The following is a 16,667-nucleotide window of genomic DNA, read 5'->3' on the forward strand; positions in this document are numbered from 1 at the left end:
GTTTTATTTGAAGATCTACTTTTTTTGTATAAAGTGAGAGTTTTTTTAATAGGGATCGTCTATATAGTATCGTGCTTCAAGGAGGCTTCAAGGTGAAGGGACATGTACCGAAAGTTGAAAAAGAGGATGAGAGGCTATGGATCCAAAATGTTCTCGATGGACATAAAGAAGACTATTCGTATCTTGTAAATCGATATAAGAATAAAATTTATGGGCTTTTGCGAGGAATGGGAGCCAATCATCAAGATGCACAAGACATAACGCAGGAGACGTTTATTAAAGCTTACCGCAAGCTGGCCTCACATGATTTGGATAAGAATTTTGCGGCGTGGCTATACGCTATCGCGACTAATTTACTGAAGGATTTGTGGAAAAAAGACCGACCGACAGCGAGTTTGCCGGACGACAATGCCGAACATTCTCTTTCGGATAATCCAGAAGAAGAATTAATGCGATCGGAGCATCGCACAGAGCTGCTTCACCTGATGCAGAAGCTCCCGTCTAATTATCGTACGGCTTTACTGCTTCGTTATACCAATGATTTAAGCTATGAAGAAATGTGTATGGTTCTAGATGTTCCATTAAGCAAGATTCAAAATGATTTATACCGGGCTAAACAGCGTTTGAAGCAGCTAATTACACTCCAGGAGGTGAAGACCAATGAGGTGCTTAAATTCCTATGAGATCGAAGAATATATTTTAAGCAAATCTATCTTACGAGATCAAGCCGTAACTGAACATATGGCAACTTGTACGCATTGTAATATGATCTACGAAGCAGAGCTTGAGGAACAAGCTGAATGGTCGCAGGCTATGTATGAAGAGCGCTTACCAGATTCATTTACTGCTCAAGTAATGGCTTCTTTGGAACAAGTAGAGCTTGAGGAATTTACTCCAACACAAAGGAATCGGAAGCATCCGAAGCGCAATAAGTTGCTGAGATTATTTATGGGTGCGGCGTTGTTACTGGTTGTGCTAAGTGCCGTGATCTTATATTCCGTTCCTACACTGGCAGAGACTTTACGTTCTCTTTTTGTAAAAAACAACATGGACATTGGCCTTCTACGAGCACAAGAATTTGGGTTGGTAGAGCATCCTAATATTAAGGTGAAGGATAAGGGCTACACAATCAAAATAGATGAAGCAGTGGCAGATCCTACACGGGTAATTGTTGCGTTACAGTTGTTTGGACCAGATGGAAAGCATGATAAAAAGCGGTTGGCCCTTAATGATGGGAACAGTATTGCGATTAAGGATGATCAAGGGAAGGTTGTTGGGGAGTTATACGATATAGGATTTACCAGTGACTTTTACTATTTGATCGCTAATTTCACTGAACCTCTGCAAACTGATCGAATTACGGTCGAAGGTCATATTACTGAATTGGGAAGTGAACGCAAGAACATCCCTACTCTTAAAGGCGATTGGAATTTCAATTTTTCTATGGATATGACAGAAGCGAATAAACAAACAACCTCCATGCCACTAACGGGTATCTACACCTCCCCGGACGGTTTAACTGTGACCTTGAAAAAATTAACTCATATGGTGCAAGGTGTTCGTTTTGAGTTTGATACGCAATTGAGTGAAGAGGCATTGACCCGTTCTCCTGGCGAACTATGGAAGCAACAGGGATTGAAATTCCATTTTGAGGATACAGCAGGCGAAGAGATTCACAGTGTTAATGCTAGAAAGTTTCCTAATAAGAATAGCGTGATGTCCTACTCTAACCTTCCCGGGGCAACAAAGGGACTTATGCACTGGAGCTATACGTTTAAATATTTACCTCAGGATACGCCTTATACTTTCGTATTGGATGGATATTTCATCCCAGAGAAGGATGGTTCTAGTGTGCAATTTGAGCCTGCCAAGTTGAAAGAACAGCCGATTCCCTTTGCATTTGACGGGGATGAACTGATGTTAAATGATTTTACAGTGGAGTCATCTCCCGATAACAATGTATCAGCGAAGGAAGGTGTATTACATTTTAGAGGAAGATTGAGAAATGAGTTTTTAAATAGTGAATGGATATTTAAGACACTAGATGGCAAGGAGTACAAACTCACTGAACAAGGAGCTTTTACTACTAAAGGGGTAGGATGGAAAGATGGTTATATTGAATTTATCGAGTCTCAGTCAAATAATCAAAAGAAATATTTCCAATTCCGTGCCGAAGGCCTTACACAAATTCCCGAGCAGCTTCAATTAGTACGCACGATAAACAATCGAATGTATACTAATGTAGACTGGTCCGTTCCTATCATGGAAGCTAGCAAAAAAGAGTAAATATAGTTATTTGGTTTCCGGATTGTACAAGCAAATAAGGGGGAATAAGCATCTCATATACTATCACAATCGAAAAGAGGTGGTAGTTTATGACTGCTGCAGAGAAGAGAAAAATTCAAAGAGCTTTGAACGCATTGCGTAAGCAAAGAGTGATTCTGAAAGAAAGTCTTAAAAGAATTGAAGCCATTCTTTGCAGGTTGCCTATTGGCAGTCGTGAAAGATTTGAATTGTTAGCAGTAAGAGACTCAATAGTAGAGGCGCTTCGACTAAATGCAATTGCCATTAGAAATTTAAAAGATGCTACTTGTTCTTGTTAATTACCTTAATACCAGTTCTACGCAGTTTTTGCGTGGAGCTGGTTTTTTTGAAATAATAAGATTCAAACTATCCGTTATGATACTATAAACTTAATATGTCGATAACGTAAAAAAGAGAGGAAACCATTTATGACCAACAAACTATACTACAATTCTACATACCAGACTGATTGGCAAACCCGTGTGACTGAAACCATAGAACGAGAAGATGGGCTTTATGTTCTTTTAGAGGAGACGGCTTTTTATCCGCATGGTGGTGGACAACCCTGTGATCTTGGAGCTATTCAGGGAATCCCTGTGCTTGATGTAATCAGTGAGGAAGAGCTTGTACTGCATAAGCTGGAACGTTTACCTAATGAGGAATCGGTAACTTGTCAGATCGATTGGAATAGAAGATTTGACCATATGCAGCAGCATAGTGGCCAGCATTTGCTCTCAGCGGTTTGTCTAGAAAAACATAACTTTATGACCTTAAGCTTTCATTTAGGTGAGGACTATTGCACTATTGATATAGAAGTTTCAGAACTGTCTGCTGATCAACTGTACTCCATAGAGAGAGAAGTTAATCGGCAGATTTACTTAAATCACAATATTCTCAGTTATTTTGTAACAGGGGAAGAGGCTGCACAGCTTAAATTGGTTAAACAGCCAAAAGTGACAGAGAACATCCGGATTGTTGAGATCAAAGATGTTGAATACAACGCTTGTGGGGGGACACATGTGTCCTCAACAGGTGAAATTGGGATAATTAAGCTTTTGAAAGCTGAGAAAATAAAAGGGAACACACGGATTTATTTTAAATGTGGATATCGTGCTTTAGAGGAATTTAATACTAGTCAGCAAATCCTTGGTACACTGTCTTCCAAATTCAACACAGGCAAAGATGAGATTATTGATCGAATTGAAAAATGGGAAAATGAACAAAAGCTGCTGCAAGCTGAAATTTACCTGCTTAAAGAAAAAAATGACGACTATGTTGTGCAAGAGCTTTTAAATGAGCAAGCGGGAAAGATGATCGCACAAGTATTTGAGGGTAAATCTCTAAAAGATCTACAGAGCTTAGCAAATAAGCTGACTTCGAAATGTGATCTTCCTGTATTATTAGCTACTTCTGCGGAGAATAAGGTTGTGTTTGCGCAGAATGGGAGCACGGAGATTTCCTGTGGAGCTTTTTTCAAAGCTCATCTAGGCAGCTATAATGGTAAAGGCGGGGGCAGCGATAAACTGGCGCAAGCAGGATTCCCAACTTGGGAGGATGCTTTGGCATTTTATGAGTTTGCTAGAGGGTGAGAAGAAACTTTTTCCATTATCTTCCGTCTAATTACATATGATTATAATGTCGAAGGAGACGGACAGATATGAATAAATGGAAGGTAACACTAGGGATCTTTGCTGTTTTGATTTTAAGTACTGGGTATGGAGCGGTATCTGCGCAAGCAGACAAGCAAATTCAATTTAACTATAAAGAAATTGGAATCAGCAGTAAACAAGTGATCGCGGAGAATATAACTTTTGTACCCTTGAAATCACTTGCAGATGCTATGGGTTATACGTTATCGTGGGATCAAAAATCCAAAATGGCCAAGCTGGTACGTCCAGAGCGTGAAGTCATCTTCACCGCGGGTACTGCAACGTCAAAAGTGAACGGGGCAGCGACGGCATTAACAAAATCTCCTCGTATCATAAAAGGTTCGTTGTACTTGCCATTGGTCTCTGCAGTCAGTGTACTTGGGGGTAAAACCGCGCTTAATAAAACGGATGGGGTTATCCAAATCGTAGATGAACCTAGATTTGTTGCTGCTTCTGTAGAAGGTAGATCCTATTGGATATCTCAAAAAAACGCTAATTTATATTACCGGGCTACGGCAGCCGGGAAACCAGTAATTATTGGCCAACTACCCCTTAAGGAGTCAGCTTACAATCATGGATTTGAGATTAAAAAACTTGGAAATGGCACGGACTTACTCCAGTTAACGGACAATCACTATGCAATGTTTAATGATTTCAGCAACAGCTATCAGGTATTAGTTCAAGCAGGTACAATAATTAAGCAAATGGATTATCATTATATGATTTCTGCTTATCCACATGCGCCTCAAGTACCTTCCACTCAGGTGTATATGACAGATGGGAAGAATGTTCAGTATATTACTAAGGATGGAGGTTTGGGCAAGTTGTTTGAGATGGAGAAATTAACCGGGGCAACCGGTGATTTCATAGTGGAGTACGCCGCGGAGGATGTGGCACTTGTTCGCTTATTAGATACAACACAATTATATATTGTCTACAGCAGTACAGGAGAAATCGTCAATCTCAGTGAACAACTGATTACTAGTGAGGATCGTAAAGAATGGGATAAAGTAAATGATGGCAGAGATCAATACATTCTGAGCAGAATGTTAGGGATGAAAAGCCGTAAGGGGAATGTGCTGACATTCACCTATACGCCAATCCTTGAGGAAAAAGCAAAAACAGTGACATATACACTTCTAGCGAAATAATTCGGAATCACATCAATATAATTAGTACAAAAAAGGAGCGATGTTGAACATCGCTCTTTTTTATGTATTTATGATTATTTCGTTGTCATCATACTTCCACCCTTAATCTGAACGGGTTGATCATTTATAGATACCCAAACATCTATGGCAGAATTGTTGCGGATAATCGTTTTGTCGGCACTTAATTTCAGTGAATACAGGGCAGCGACATAATCATAAATCTCAATATTAGTAGCGTACCAAATATCTGAATGTCCACCTGCTTGTTGGCAAAAAGTTTCGATTAGCTCCCAATTGTTCTGCTGTGCGAACTCATAGCTATGGCCCCAAACATAACAGAGTCTTAGTTTCTGGGAGGGTCCTTCCATTGTGAATCGCTCCCAAACCTGATGCAGATCTTCAATATGGTGGCAGGTTGGATGCCATTCCATGAAATTAAGAGGCATATCAAATTGTTTAGTAGAGTGAACAGTGCGGCTGTATTCAATTCCAACGGACTGAAGTGGTGCAATTATCTCCTGAGAGTATGTACCGTAGGGGTAGGACATGCCTCGCACTGGATAATCCACCAGCTTTTCCAATCGTTTACGGTCTTCGAACAGCTCTTCAATTACCATCGGTAAAGGAAGACGCTCTAGATGTGGGTGAGTAACGGAATGGGCGGACACTTCATGATTCCTGAGCGAATGCTTAACATCAGCGGGCGATAAGAACCCAGGTGCATTGATCATTGCACTATTTAAATGGAAGGTCCCTTTGATTCCATATTGATCAAAAATACCAGCCAAGCGGATATCGTGTTTCTGGCCGTCATCATAGCTCATAGTGAGCGCCTTAGATAATCCGCCTGGGAATAAGTTGAATTGAAGTTTCATGAATTCACACTCCTATAATTTGGTAAGCTCGAAATTACTTCTTCCAATTATAAGCAATTAACGTTATAATCAGATTCCACGTTTAAAAATGAAAGAGTTTTCAGTGAAAAATATACACTTAAGGAGAGATGCTATCTGCCTGACTTTCTCTACGTTGTAAAGCTACTCTATGTAAAAGACAAAAGAAACTCACTTTTATATTTTATCACTAACCTGCTGAGCCCACCAATTCTATTTGCAGAGCTGTTCATAACGAAATATGTGGTTGACCTCATTCAGAACTTCACGACTAACGCCTACCTACATATCTTACTATTGGTAAGTTCACTGATGTTAATTTTATATCTGGCTGGCATCAATGGTTCTCTTCGAGCCATTTCTGTAACCAATTTAACGGCAAACAGTATTTATGAACTGGAACATAGTATTTTGGCTAAGACCTCTAAATTATCGACGGCTTTATTGGAAGACCCCGCAACAAAAACGATTAGAGAAAAAGCAAAACGGCTTTCCCTGATCGATTTATTAGATCAATGGACCGGAGTGACAATCCACTTTATAACATTAATCGCACTTATCGTAGTCCTATCCTGTTATGGCTTTTATATCCTGGCAGTGTTCATTTTAGTTGTACAAATTCTGCAGCTTTACCTCATGAGATGGATGTCTCGGAAAGTAGAGGCCATTTCAGCGAATCAAACCTCCTCTGTACGAATGATTAATTATATCGTTGATTTGCTGGTTAGTAGAAATACCCTCCCGGAAGTAAGAATGTACGGAATGTCCTCCTACTTGGTTACCACAATGAAAGAGATCTTTAATGGAAATTTCAAACAAATGCACCGAAAAGTTATTTTATCTGAGACCTTAAGCTTCTCCCAAAGTATAATAATGACTTTATTAAACGGGCTTACGATTGCTATTTTAGCAATTACGCTTGGAGGTAGCGGGCAGAGCGCCGGACTTTTCGTATTATTACTTCAGATATCTAGTCAATTATTTATTGTCATTCCTGCACTAACAAGGATGTATTCTGATCTGACCAAAAGTCGCTTGCGCTTCAATGAGTATAGTGCGTATTTGGAACTTGAAGAGCAAGTTCAAAGAGATCCGGAAGATTCCATAAGGAATACCGATGCGATGCAGATCACAATTCAGCAGTTGAATTATCGTTATGCAACCAATGCACAGGACACGCTTAAAAATATAAACATGACCCTCAAACCTGGTGAACGAGTTGCTTTTGTAGGTGAGAATGGTTCAGGAAAATCCACGCTCATCAAGCTGATAGCAGGGTTATACCATCCAACAGCGGGAAACATCCAATGGTTTAATGGAGAGCAGGAAGTTCTGGCTCATAACGTCACAAAGGGTGTGAGCGTTGTATTTCAGGATTTCACTAAATTACATAGACCAATTCGAGAAAACATAGCCATGGGGAATATTGCTGCCATGTATGACGATTCAAGATTATTAGCTGCGATGAGAAAAGCAGAAGCCGATTCTTATGGTGTTGCGTTGGACACTTTAGTAGGTCCACAGTTTGGGGGGATCGATCTGTCTGGTGGACAATGGCAAAGACTTGCGATTGCACGTGCTTACCTCAACAACGGCTCGCTTACGATTTTTGATGAACCTACTGCAGCCCTTGATCCTTACGCGGAACAGCAGGCGTTTGAAACCTTTATGAAATTAGGAGAGCAGCAGACCTCCATTATTGTGACACATCGGCTATATATGTCCAAATTTGTTGATAGAATTTTTCTGTTTGAGCATGGAGAAATCGTAGAAAGTGGAACACATGAAGAATTAATGATATTGGATGGTAAGTACAGGGGAATGTTTAACCGCCAGTCCTCTTTATATGGCTGAGAAAGGAGAGATTCTGCTGAGAAGAGACCTTAAGAATATTTTAACGATACTGGCACGGATGATTGGAAAAAGTCCAGTAATCTCAACAATAACGATCATAGTTCCTATAATCAGTGGATTATTAACTTTTTACTCGTATTCTGTTCAAGTTCATATCATTAATGCAGTAGCTGCTGGTGCGATAACCTTTATTCCGATTCTATGGTTTGTTTTAATTCATGGAGTACAAGCCTGTTCATTGAGTATAACCAACATAATGAAAAGTCGAATGAATGCGGAACTAACTCTCGCTTTCCAATCCGAGCTGATAGATATTGCAAACCAAGTTGACTTTGAGGATTTTGATGATGAAGAGTTTGGGAACAAGCTGCAAAGAGCTAAAACAATAGTTGGAGAAGATTTAGAGGGAATTACTGGTTTTTTGGTGTCCAGTGTAGGAAATATCTCAGGACTTATAAGTATCATCTGGTTATCGGCTACAAGTGGATATTTTTTAGTCACACTGGTGGTGGGTTTAATGATCGTATCTACTTTATCTTTTCGAATGTTTACTGAGATTAAAGTTAGAAGAACAGGGCGAGAGCTTACTTTTGACGGAAGAATGGGGGATTATCTAGCTGTAACTTTGGAAGATCCTAATGCGATTAGGGAAATGCGAATTTATAACTCTATCTCCTATTTTACGGATCTCTGGGCAAAGCTTATGAAGAAGCAGCATGATAAAAGGTATAGTGCGAGGAAATTCGAAATCAAAACAGGGATGATTGTGGCTATGGTTCAGACGAGTGCTATTTTTATCGTATTGGTCTATCTGTTAAGTAAAATGGGGGAGTCAAATACAGTTACTGTGGGGACAATCTCAGTATTATTTCTGGCTTTGTTAACTTGTGGTGGTAAAATCATGAGTTTGACTTGGCCGCTAAGCAAGCTTTACATCAGCAGCAGTAAATTATATGACTTAAATGAAGTGCTTACCTATAAAAATAGAGATTTCCGAAAAAATAATATCAATAACAGCTCTGAAGCTATGCTTCCTATTACCGTTTCAAATGTCTATTTTAAATACGCCAAATCCAGTAAGTCTGTTTTATCTAACATCAATATGGTCATAAAGCCCGGTGAGAAAATAGCCATCGTTGGAGAAAATGGAGCAGGAAAGTCTACCTTGATCAAATTGTTATTAGGGCAGTACACTGCTAGTTCTGGATTTATTTACTGGAAAGACAGTCCAGAACCTCAAGGTAAAGTATCCGTCGTGTACCAGCATTCTATTAAATTCGAAATGACACTAAGAGAAAACATCCTGTTGGGTGATGCCAAATCTTCGGCGGACGATGTGAAAATACTAAGTATTCTGGAAAAATGTGAGCTGATGGATTTGTTTTACGAATTAGGGGGACTAGATGTAAGGTTAGGTCAAATGCTTGAAGGAAGCAGGCAGCTATCAGGCGGACAGTGGCAAAAGCTGGCGATAGCGCGTGCGTTATATAATGATGCGGATCTTCTAGTGTTTGACGAACCTACTTCTGCGATTGATCCGAATGCTGAGATGCAGATCTATACACAATTATTAGATATCTGCCAAGATAAAGCTGCCATCTTCATTTCACATAGACTGGGCTGGGCGAAAAATGTTGATACGATCTATGTTATTGATAATGGAAGTATAGCTGAAGTGGGGCAGCATCAAGACTTAATAAATAATAAAGGGATTTATGCAGATATGTACGTTTTACAATCATCTTGGTATAACTAAAAATGCTTAGCATAGTAGTTTTTACCTTAATTATATTCATGAGGTTTACTGAAAAAATCCACAGCAAATTTCCGGAAATGTATAGCTGCTTGCGATAAAAAGTGCTTTCTGCTCCATGCGATGCCAAAAGAGCGTTGACATAGTGGTTCTGTTATTTTTAATTGAACAATTTCTGTATTTTGACTTCTTCTGCCTAAGGAGAGAGGGAGGGTGAAGGTGATTCCTAGTCCCAGTTCTACTAGGGTTTGAATGGCGCTTACTTCTTCAAGCACGAACGTAATTTGAGGTTCAAATCCAGCTTGTCGGCAAAATTCATCTGAAATTTCACGGAAATTATATCTAGAAGATAAAGAAATGAAATTCTCACCTGCAGCTTCTATCAAAGAAATACTCTTTCGATTAGCAAAGCGATGATTCTTGGGCACAGTTAAACATAATTCTTCTTCTGCTAAGGTAAGCCACTCGATATCTGGTCCGGTAACAGGTGTAGATGATATGCAAAAATCAATCGCTGCACTCTCTAAATCATTTCTCATTTCTAACGCAGAGCCGAGCTGACGTTGGATGATCCGTACATGCGGATGAAGGGTAAGAAATTCTTTTAGTAAAGTGGGCAATACATACGGGAGTGTGGCCGCAATGGAAATTACTCCATGTTCAAGTCCGGCCATATCTGTGAGCTCACGTTGTCCTTCTTCAAGTTCCATAAAAGCTTGCTCGACACGTTGCAGATAGGTTTTGCCGAATTCGTTCAATTTTATATTTCTGCCTTGTCGCTCGAATAAGGGAACACCTAAGTTTTTCTCTAAACGCTGTATGGAATTACTAAGGGAGGGCTGAGATACATTTAATTCTTTTGCGGCCTTAGTCATGTGTTCATGGCGTGCAACTGCCTGAAAATATTGAAGCTGAAGGAATTCCATAACAAAAACCTCACTTTACTTATAACTCTAATGTGATCTATCGATCATATAATATGTATTTTACTTAATTAATTTTCAGTCCTATACTATTGTAACATATAAAAAGTTATAGGTAGGATGGAGAGAGTCTGTTGTGATTAGAGAGAAAATATGGACCCGGAATTTTATTGTTGTTTGCTTAAGTAGTTTTTTTATGTTCCTGACCTTTTATATTCTGGCAACTGCATTTCCGTTATACGTAAAGGAAAGCTTACACGGGAATCAGCAGCAAATGGGGTTAGCGATTACTATCTATGTAATAGGGGGAGTTTTGATCCGTCCTTTTTCGGGACAATGGGTCGATAAATTCGGCAAAAAGAAAATGGCGGTTATTGGGCTAACCATATTTCTAATCGCCTGTATTGGTTACTTCGGATCTAATGGAATTGTATTATTCCTGGTAATTCGTTTCCTACACGGAATGAGTTATGCTGTTGCCTCGACAGCTACTAGTACAATAGCCTCGACGCTAATTCCTTATTCACGTCAAGGAGAAGGCATCGGTTATTTTAGCATGTTTATGAGCATTGCTATGGTCATTGGACCCGCATTGGGTCTTTTTCTCTGGAAAGATGAGAATATTAATGTACTACTGTTAGGCGTGTGTGTGATTGCCGCTCTCTCGCTGTTATTCACGTTAGGTGTTCGGATGCCAAAAGAAGATAAGGCTAACGTTATTGAAGCTGTTAAGGAACCTGCTAAGACGCGAAAAGGGCTTCGCTGGAGAGACGTAATCGAGCCGAAAGCTTTGCCGATATCACTTGTCGGATTTACGCTTGCTTTTTCCTACAGCTCCTTGTCTGGATTTATAGCTTCTTTTACGAAAGAAATTCATCAATCACAGCTTACTGGTTATTTTTTTGTGGCTTTTGCAATTATGATTGTATTGTTTCGCCCGGTTATTGGTAAAGTATTCGATAAATATAATGAGCATATTCTCATCTATCCCGGAATTCTAATCTTCGCCGTTGGATTGCTTAGTTTAAGTCAAGCTCGGTCTGGTTTGATGTTAATGATGTCTGGTGTCATTATGGGAATTGGATATGGTGCACTTATGCCATGTTTCCAGACTCTTGCGCTTAAATTAGCGGCTAAAGATCGTAGAGGTAGTGCGAATGGGACCTTTTTCTTGTTATTTGATTTGGGTTATGGAGCGGGCTCGTATTTCATGGGTTTAATTGCTTCTTATACGGATTACCGAATGATGTATGAGGTTGCGGGGGGAGTAACACTTCTTTCTCTTGCTGCGTACTATTTGCTTCATCATGTACCTCAGGCCAAAGCTAAGCTGCACATACAAAAATCAAATATAGACGTTGTATAAATAGATGGTCTTGGCTGTATGATATAATTATTAGAAAAAAATATGGGGAGAACTGTATGACTACAATCATTGATAAAATTGCATGGATTCATATTCAGAATGGACAAGTTTTGTGTGCGCGTTCCAAAGGGAAAGATACCTATTATTTGCCTGGAGGAAAAAGAGAAGCTGGAGAAACAGACGAGGAGACGCTCGTGCGCGAAATCGAGGAAGAGATCTCTGTTCGTATTAAACTAGAAACCATCTCCTATTTTGGAACCTTTGAAGCGGAAGCTCACGGTAAAGCTGAAGGCGTCATAGTTAAAATGACATGTTATATCGCGGATTTTGAAGGTACACTTAGTCCTGCGTCGGAAATTGAAGAGTTATCCTGGTTATCTTATAAGGATCGAAATCGTGTTTCAGTTGTTACACAGATCATTTTCGATCAATTGCATGAGCATAAATTACTTTCCTAATCCACAATTTAAAGTTCTGAAAGCCCGTTTTAAGCCTAAGAGATGGCTTGAGGCGGTCTTTTTTTTGAAAATATACGAAAGGCTTATAGGGGCAACAACATCGTTTATTTTGGTTTAGGACAGATGTCCTTTTTTAAAGGCCTGAATTGCTTTTTAATATGTAAGAGATCGAAGTTGAGGAGAGAGAGAAATGAGAGGAATTATATTTGCGTTTTTAGCGGGGGCTTGTATCACTCTGCAAGGAGTATCTAATGCTCGAATTAGTCAAGATATTGGGACTTGGCAAGCTGCGACAATTACACAGTTAACAGGATTTATCATGTCGTTACTAATCCTCTTATTTGTTAGAGATGGGAAATGGCAAGGATTAAAAGAAGTAAAACCATTATATCTAATTGGCGGATCTTTTGCCGCAGTCGTTATTTTCAGTGAAGTCACTGCCATTCAACAGATTGGCGTTACTTTTACTATATCGACATTGCTGATTGCACAGCTATGCTTGACCTTCTTAATTGATATTAAAGGCTGGTTTGGGATGGAAAAACGACAAATGAGACTCCCACAGTTTATTGGAATAGGGTTGATGATTGCTGGAGTAGTGATTTTGAAATTCTGAGAATACAATCAACAACTGGAGGAGTTACGTTATGATTTTAGGGTTAATATTAGCGCTTGTCGCGGGTTCATTCGTTAGTTTACAAAATATTTTTAATACGAAGGTTAATCAAAAGGTTGGATCTTGGGCCACAACGACGTTAGTATTAGGGTTGGGTTTTCTGGCTTCCTTTATTATGAGTCTTATCTTTGAAGGCGGCCGAATATTTACTTTGCGAAATATGGAGCCTTGGTACTGGATCAGCGGATTAATCGGGGTGGGTGTAGTAATCTGTCTCGTGCAAGGCACCAAACGTCTTGGGCCTACCTATGCGATCTCGATCGTATTAATCTCTCAGCTTGGGTTTGCTTTATTGTGGGATTCCCTCGGCTGGTTAGGGCTTGAAAAGGTTCCTTTCACCTGGAAGCAGTTGGTCGGAGTACTCGTGATTGTTGGCGGTATTCTAGTGTTTAAGCTAGGTGGTGCCCGGGGGACTCAAAAGTCGGCTTAATTTATCCTCAGACTCATGTTTGTCAAAATAGAAGTGATGGCAGTCACACGAGAGTGAAAGCAAAACAATCTATACTTTGGGAAAGTAGTAACTCAATTATAAATAAGGAGCAGATCATCCAATGTTCATACAATTGAACTCTCTAACTACAGAAAAGTTAAATGAAAACCTTGGTGAACGACCAGGTTATTTTAAATTGTTCTTCGATACAGAGGGCTGTGGTTGTAATGGCGTGATCGTAATTCAGATTATTAGTGAACCCCATGCTACAGATATTGAAGTTCAGAAAGAGCCTTTTACTTTTTTTGTGGACCGTCAACAGGAATCTTTATTTGATGAACAGATGCGACTTGAAGCAGATGAGAATTACCCGTCATTCAGATTAAGTAGTGATTCGGGCCTGTTAGGAAGCAATATTCGAGTAAAAGATATTCGCTGAGTAGAGCACTGCTACTAAAAACCAGAGCATTTGAGATCATCTCTCAATGCGCTGGTTTTTTAAATTTCGTTCCTATATATGGCACTTGCAATTCGGTTCTTACCCATTGGGTTTTTTCATAAAAGCTATATGGTCTATTTTGCTGTTAACCAGTGTAATTAACTGTTCTGCCATATAGCTCGCCGAATATTTGAAATTGACTTCAGCCCAGTGCATAATGACACCTACTGTAGCAGACATTTGGTAACTCAACATAATTTCATAATCCACAGGAGCAGCATCAGCTTCTATCTCAATTCGCATATCCTCACGCATGGATTCCCGTAAACGGTCGAACAGTTCAACAGTCATTTTCCCTCGTTCCACTGCGGATAAGGCTAAAAACTCCGCTTTATGCCCCTCAATATATTCGAACAGCTGCAGAATGGAAGGGAAGACCTCCGTTGCCTCAATACGTTCCAATCCCTCATAAGGGTCTAATAGCGCCTCACCTATACCCTGTAGAAATTCATCATGTATTTCCTTAAGCAAAGCCTCTTTACTCTCAAAATGTTTATAAAAAGTCCCTCGATTGTAATCCGCTCGATTAGTCACGTCCAAAATCGTAACTGAATCATAACTATTTTCCAATATTAGCTCAACGAATGCAGATTTCAGAGCTTGGCGTGTTCTTCTGGTTCTTCTGTCTTCATGTTCTTCCTGTATCAAAAAAACTACCTCCAGCTATGATCTTTTTATCGTTCATTTATAGTTCTTATTTTAAAAGTAACAAAAGATCAGCTAATGTTCAAGATTTAGACATAAGTAAACACGGAGAGCAAGTATGTTGGTTAGGCGACATTACTTAAAATTCTGATTATTGAATAGGTTAACTATTGGGGTGTACTCTAGTAATAGAGATAAGTTATCCCATCTCCTAAGACTATAATATATAGCCAATTCATAACAAAGGATGCGAACATACAATGAGTGAATCAAATGTAAAAACTGCTGTAATTACTGGAGCTGCAGGTGGAATCGGTAAAGAGCTTGCCCGTCGATTGTCTGATCGTAAACTGAATCTTGTACTTGTCGATCTGAATGAAGAAGCGATAAAAAATGTCATCCAAGATTTAGGCTTAAATGAATCTAACTCTTTAGCTGTAGCTGCGGATGTCTCTAATGAAGAAGACGTTCAGAATTATGTTAATAAAGCGATAGAAAAATTTGGAACCATTGATTATTTTGCAAACAATGCCGGAATTGAAGGTCCGGCAGGTCAAATCGAAGAGCTTAACGTTAAAGCACTTGATCTTGTATATAACGTCAATGTACGTGGTGTATTTCTTGGACTACACTATGTAATTCCTGTGATGAAAAAACAAAACTCAGGCGCTATTCTGAACACTTCTTCTCTGGCAGGACTCATGGGTGCACCAGGTATGGCCCCTTATATTATGTCTAAGCATGCTGTAATTGGTCTGACTCGCGTAGCTGCAAATGAGCTTGCACCACTTGGTATTCGTGTAAATGCGGTACTCCCAGGAACGATCAATACACAAATGATGCGTAAAATTGAAAATAATTTTGGAAGCGCAGAAGAATACAAGGCAGCTAACGAAGCTGCAACACCTATGGGACGCTACGGAGAACCGCAAGAGGTTGCCGCTGTGATGAACTTCCTTCTTTCGGATGAGGCTTCATTCGTAACGGGTTCTCTATATACAGTCGATGGTGGTATGATAGGTCAATAATGCAAGCTGATTTCGATCATTAAGGATACTTCAAATAAAGGATTGGGCCTGTGCGTCAAGCATTGGGTCCAATTCTTTTTTATTTAGGATACCCGGATCGGATTTTATAATAAGCAATTTGCTGAATTATCTTATAGAATATACAAAGGGGATTTAATCTTTTTAAGTATTGATCAGTGATTTAGATAAATTGTTGGCGAGGAGTGTTCATATGCATGAATTATCTCAACAGGATTTTAATGAAGTGAAACCGTTACTTACAGGTGCTCCTATTCATCCTGAAATTCTCTCCGTTATCGAGGGAAATAATCCGGGCTGGATTTTTGTAGATCAACTTGTAACACCAAAAAGCGCGTTGGTATGGAGTAAGGGGATGCAAGGATTTTATATTATAGGCGATCACACCAATGAGTTATTTATTAAGAGCTTAGATAGTTATATATCCAGTCATATTGCACCGAGGATGAAAAAGCTTGGGCTGGAGTATTTTGAAGTCTCAGGTCAACACAATGAATGGAATCTGGCATTGATGTTTCCTTCTAGGAAGCTATATCCTTTTGAACAAATGGTGTTCAAGTTATTCCACAAGCCCGTTGAGTCCCTTAATAATGCGATTAGAATTATAAATCTTAAAATGCTGGACTGGGAGGACTTAGATCTAAAGAATATAGAATTTGTACATGATAATATTGATTTATTCTGGTCATCGAAAGAAGACTTTAGGGCAAAAGGCTATGGATATGCTGCTGTTGAGGGAACTGAGATTATGGGTGTATGTTATTCTAGTTTCGTTACGGAGGATACACATGCTATCGGAATTGAAACTCTCTCCAAGTATCGGAATAGAGGAGTGGGGACTCATTTAGCGGCCTTAGTAGCGGAGGATATACTTACAAATGGTTTTACGCCTTACTGGGACTGTTCATTAGATAATGAAGCTTCCCGAAAGCTAGCGCTCCGTTTAGGATTTCAGCAAATTCATCAATATAAGTGTAGTGCTTTTTCAATATGACGGTTTCGCAAATTATTAGGTTAGGA

General features: G+C 39.4%; 17 protein-coding genes. 14 read left to right on the plus strand and 3 right to left on the minus strand.

The window, feature by feature from the left end; translation table 11 throughout:
- The first annotated feature begins 92 nt into the window (after positions 1–92).
- From NST25_RS14210 to NST25_RS14230, 5 genes are all read left to right on the plus strand, one after another.
- A complete protein-coding gene (locus NST25_RS14210) occupies positions 93–683 on the plus strand; it encodes a sigma-70 family RNA polymerase sigma factor (RefSeq protein WP_340394255.1) in 591 nt (196 codons plus the stop codon).
- Complete coding sequence (locus tag NST25_RS14215; protein ID WP_340394256.1) at positions 661–2,286, plus strand: DUF4179 domain-containing protein; 1,626 nt, start codon at positions 661–663, stop codon at positions 2,284–2,286. Before NST25_RS14210 ends, NST25_RS14215 begins: the two co-directional genes overlap by 23 nt.
- 89 nt (positions 2,287–2,375) lie before the next feature.
- Positions 2,376–2,603: a hypothetical protein gene (locus NST25_RS14220; protein WP_036678084.1), complete on the plus strand. Its 228-nt coding sequence runs from the start codon at positions 2,376–2,378 to the stop codon at positions 2,601–2,603.
- A 129-nt stretch (positions 2,604–2,732) separates the two neighbouring features.
- Positions 2,733–3,893: a DHHA1 domain-containing protein gene (locus NST25_RS14225; protein ID WP_340394257.1), complete on the plus strand. Its 1,161-nt coding sequence runs from the start codon at positions 2,733–2,735 to the stop codon at positions 3,891–3,893.
- Positions 3,894–3,961: 68 nt separating this feature from the next.
- A complete protein-coding gene (locus NST25_RS14230) occupies positions 3,962–5,104 on the plus strand; it encodes a copper amine oxidase N-terminal domain-containing protein (RefSeq protein WP_340394259.1) in 1,143 nt (380 codons plus the stop codon).
- 74 nt (positions 5,105–5,178) lie between these two features.
- On the opposite strand, the gene NST25_RS14235 is transcribed toward NST25_RS14230, so the two are convergent.
- The gene (locus NST25_RS14235) at positions 5,179–5,979 is read right to left on the minus strand and encodes a polysaccharide deacetylase family protein (RefSeq protein WP_340394261.1); all 801 of its coding nucleotides are present in this window, start codon (positions 5,977–5,979) and stop codon (positions 5,179–5,181) included.
- Positions 5,980–6,309: 330 nt separating this feature from the next.
- On the opposite strand from NST25_RS14235, the gene NST25_RS14240 reads away from it, so the two are divergent.
- Together NST25_RS14240 and NST25_RS14245 are read left to right on the plus strand one after the other, a co-directional pair.
- Positions 6,310–7,851: an ABC transporter ATP-binding protein gene (locus tag NST25_RS14240; RefSeq protein ID WP_340394264.1), complete on the plus strand. Its 1,542-nt coding sequence runs from the start codon at positions 6,310–6,312 to the stop codon at positions 7,849–7,851.
- A 58-nt stretch (positions 7,852–7,909) separates the two neighbouring features.
- A complete protein-coding gene (locus NST25_RS14245; RefSeq protein WP_340394265.1) occupies positions 7,910–9,607 on the plus strand; it encodes an ABC transporter ATP-binding protein in 1,698 nt (565 codons plus the stop codon).
- Between the two features lie 26 nt (positions 9,608–9,633).
- Here NST25_RS14245 and NST25_RS14250 read toward each other — a convergent pair whose 3' ends face one another.
- Positions 9,634–10,530 (minus strand): LysR substrate-binding domain-containing protein, encoded by an 897-nt coding sequence (locus NST25_RS14250; RefSeq protein ID WP_340394266.1) that lies wholly within the window; start codon positions 10,528–10,530, stop codon positions 9,634–9,636.
- A gap of 133 nt (positions 10,531–10,663) precedes the next feature.
- On the opposite strand from NST25_RS14250, the gene NST25_RS14255 reads away from it, so the two are divergent.
- The 5 genes from NST25_RS14255 to NST25_RS14275 all read left to right on the plus strand — a co-directional run bounded on the left by NST25_RS14255 (position 10,664) and on the right by NST25_RS14275 (position 13,896).
- On the plus strand, positions 10,664–11,893 hold the full coding sequence (locus tag NST25_RS14255) for an MFS transporter (RefSeq protein WP_036678069.1): 1,230 nt from the start codon (positions 10,664–10,666) through the stop codon (positions 11,891–11,893).
- Between the two features lie 56 nt (positions 11,894–11,949).
- Positions 11,950–12,351, plus strand: coding sequence for an NUDIX domain-containing protein (locus NST25_RS14260; protein WP_076184523.1), 402 nt, complete (start codon positions 11,950–11,952; stop codon positions 12,349–12,351).
- Between the two features lie 190 nt (positions 12,352–12,541).
- Positions 12,542–12,967 (plus strand): DMT family transporter, encoded by a 426-nt coding sequence (locus tag NST25_RS14265; protein WP_076190424.1) that lies wholly within the window; start codon positions 12,542–12,544, stop codon positions 12,965–12,967.
- A 31-nt stretch (positions 12,968–12,998) separates the two neighbouring features.
- On the plus strand, positions 12,999–13,457 hold the full coding sequence (locus NST25_RS14270) for a DMT family transporter (RefSeq protein WP_340394268.1): 459 nt from the start codon (positions 12,999–13,001) through the stop codon (positions 13,455–13,457).
- Positions 13,458–13,578: 121 nt separating this feature from the next.
- Positions 13,579–13,896 (plus strand): iron-sulfur cluster biosynthesis family protein, encoded by a 318-nt coding sequence (locus NST25_RS14275; protein WP_076125818.1) that lies wholly within the window; start codon positions 13,579–13,581, stop codon positions 13,894–13,896.
- 99 nt (positions 13,897–13,995) lie between these two features.
- Here the strand turns inward: NST25_RS14275 and NST25_RS14280 are convergent, their stop codons facing one another.
- On the minus strand, positions 13,996–14,604 hold the full coding sequence (locus NST25_RS14280) for a TetR/AcrR family transcriptional regulator (protein WP_076184524.1): 609 nt from the start codon (positions 14,602–14,604) through the stop codon (positions 13,996–13,998).
- A 257-nt stretch (positions 14,605–14,861) separates the two neighbouring features.
- Here NST25_RS14280 and NST25_RS14285 point away from each other — a divergent pair, with 257 nt between their 5' ends.
- Both NST25_RS14285 and NST25_RS14290 read left to right on the plus strand, forming a co-directional pair.
- Positions 14,862–15,629 (plus strand): SDR family NAD(P)-dependent oxidoreductase, encoded by a 768-nt coding sequence (locus NST25_RS14285; protein WP_076184525.1) that lies wholly within the window; start codon positions 14,862–14,864, stop codon positions 15,627–15,629.
- Positions 15,630–15,840: 211 nt separating this feature from the next.
- Positions 15,841–16,641: a GNAT family N-acetyltransferase gene (locus tag NST25_RS14290; protein ID WP_339190970.1), complete on the plus strand. Its 801-nt coding sequence runs from the start codon at positions 15,841–15,843 to the stop codon at positions 16,639–16,641.
- Positions 16,642–16,667 lie beyond the last annotated feature (26 nt).

The organism is Paenibacillus sp. FSL E2-0190, from assembly GCF_037992965.1.
GTDB lineage: Bacteria > Bacillota > Bacilli > Paenibacillales > Paenibacillaceae > Paenibacillus_AQ > Paenibacillus_AQ odorifer.

What these genes read in the sequence shown, in the direction of transcription:
- NST25_RS14215 (WP_340394256.1), top strand. Translation starts at nt 661, where the DNA reads ATGAGGTGCTTAAATTCCTATGAGATCGAAGAATATATTTTAAGCAAA.
- NST25_RS14220 (WP_036678084.1), top strand. Translation starts at nt 2,376, where the DNA reads ATGACTGCTGCAGAGAAGAGAAAAATTCAAAGAGCTTTGAACGCATTG.
- NST25_RS14225 (WP_340394257.1), top strand. Translation starts at nt 2,733, where the DNA reads ATGACCAACAAACTATACTACAATTCTACATACCAGACTGATTGGCAA.
- NST25_RS14230 (WP_340394259.1), top strand. Translation starts at nt 3,962, where the DNA reads ATGAATAAATGGAAGGTAACACTAGGGATCTTTGCTGTTTTGATTTTA.
- NST25_RS14235 (WP_340394261.1), bottom strand. Translation starts at nt 5,979, where the DNA reads ATGAAACTTCAATTCAACTTATTCCCAGGCGGATTATCTAAGGCGCTC.
- NST25_RS14240 (WP_340394264.1), top strand. Translation starts at nt 6,310, where the DNA reads ATGTTAATTTTATATCTGGCTGGCATCAATGGTTCTCTTCGAGCCATT.
- NST25_RS14245 (WP_340394265.1), top strand. Translation starts at nt 7,910, where the DNA reads ATGATTGGAAAAAGTCCAGTAATCTCAACAATAACGATCATAGTTCCT.
- NST25_RS14250 (WP_340394266.1), bottom strand. Translation starts at nt 10,530, where the DNA reads ATGGAATTCCTTCAGCTTCAATATTTTCAGGCAGTTGCACGCCATGAA.
- NST25_RS14260 (WP_076184523.1), top strand. Translation starts at nt 11,950, where the DNA reads ATGACTACAATCATTGATAAAATTGCATGGATTCATATTCAGAATGGA.
- NST25_RS14265 (WP_076190424.1), top strand. Translation starts at nt 12,542, where the DNA reads ATGAGAGGAATTATATTTGCGTTTTTAGCGGGGGCTTGTATCACTCTG.
- NST25_RS14270 (WP_340394268.1), top strand. Translation starts at nt 12,999, where the DNA reads ATGATTTTAGGGTTAATATTAGCGCTTGTCGCGGGTTCATTCGTTAGT.
- NST25_RS14275 (WP_076125818.1), top strand. Translation starts at nt 13,579, where the DNA reads ATGTTCATACAATTGAACTCTCTAACTACAGAAAAGTTAAATGAAAAC.
- NST25_RS14285 (WP_076184525.1), top strand. Translation starts at nt 14,862, where the DNA reads ATGAGTGAATCAAATGTAAAAACTGCTGTAATTACTGGAGCTGCAGGT.
- NST25_RS14290 (WP_339190970.1), top strand. Translation starts at nt 15,841, where the DNA reads ATGCATGAATTATCTCAACAGGATTTTAATGAAGTGAAACCGTTACTT.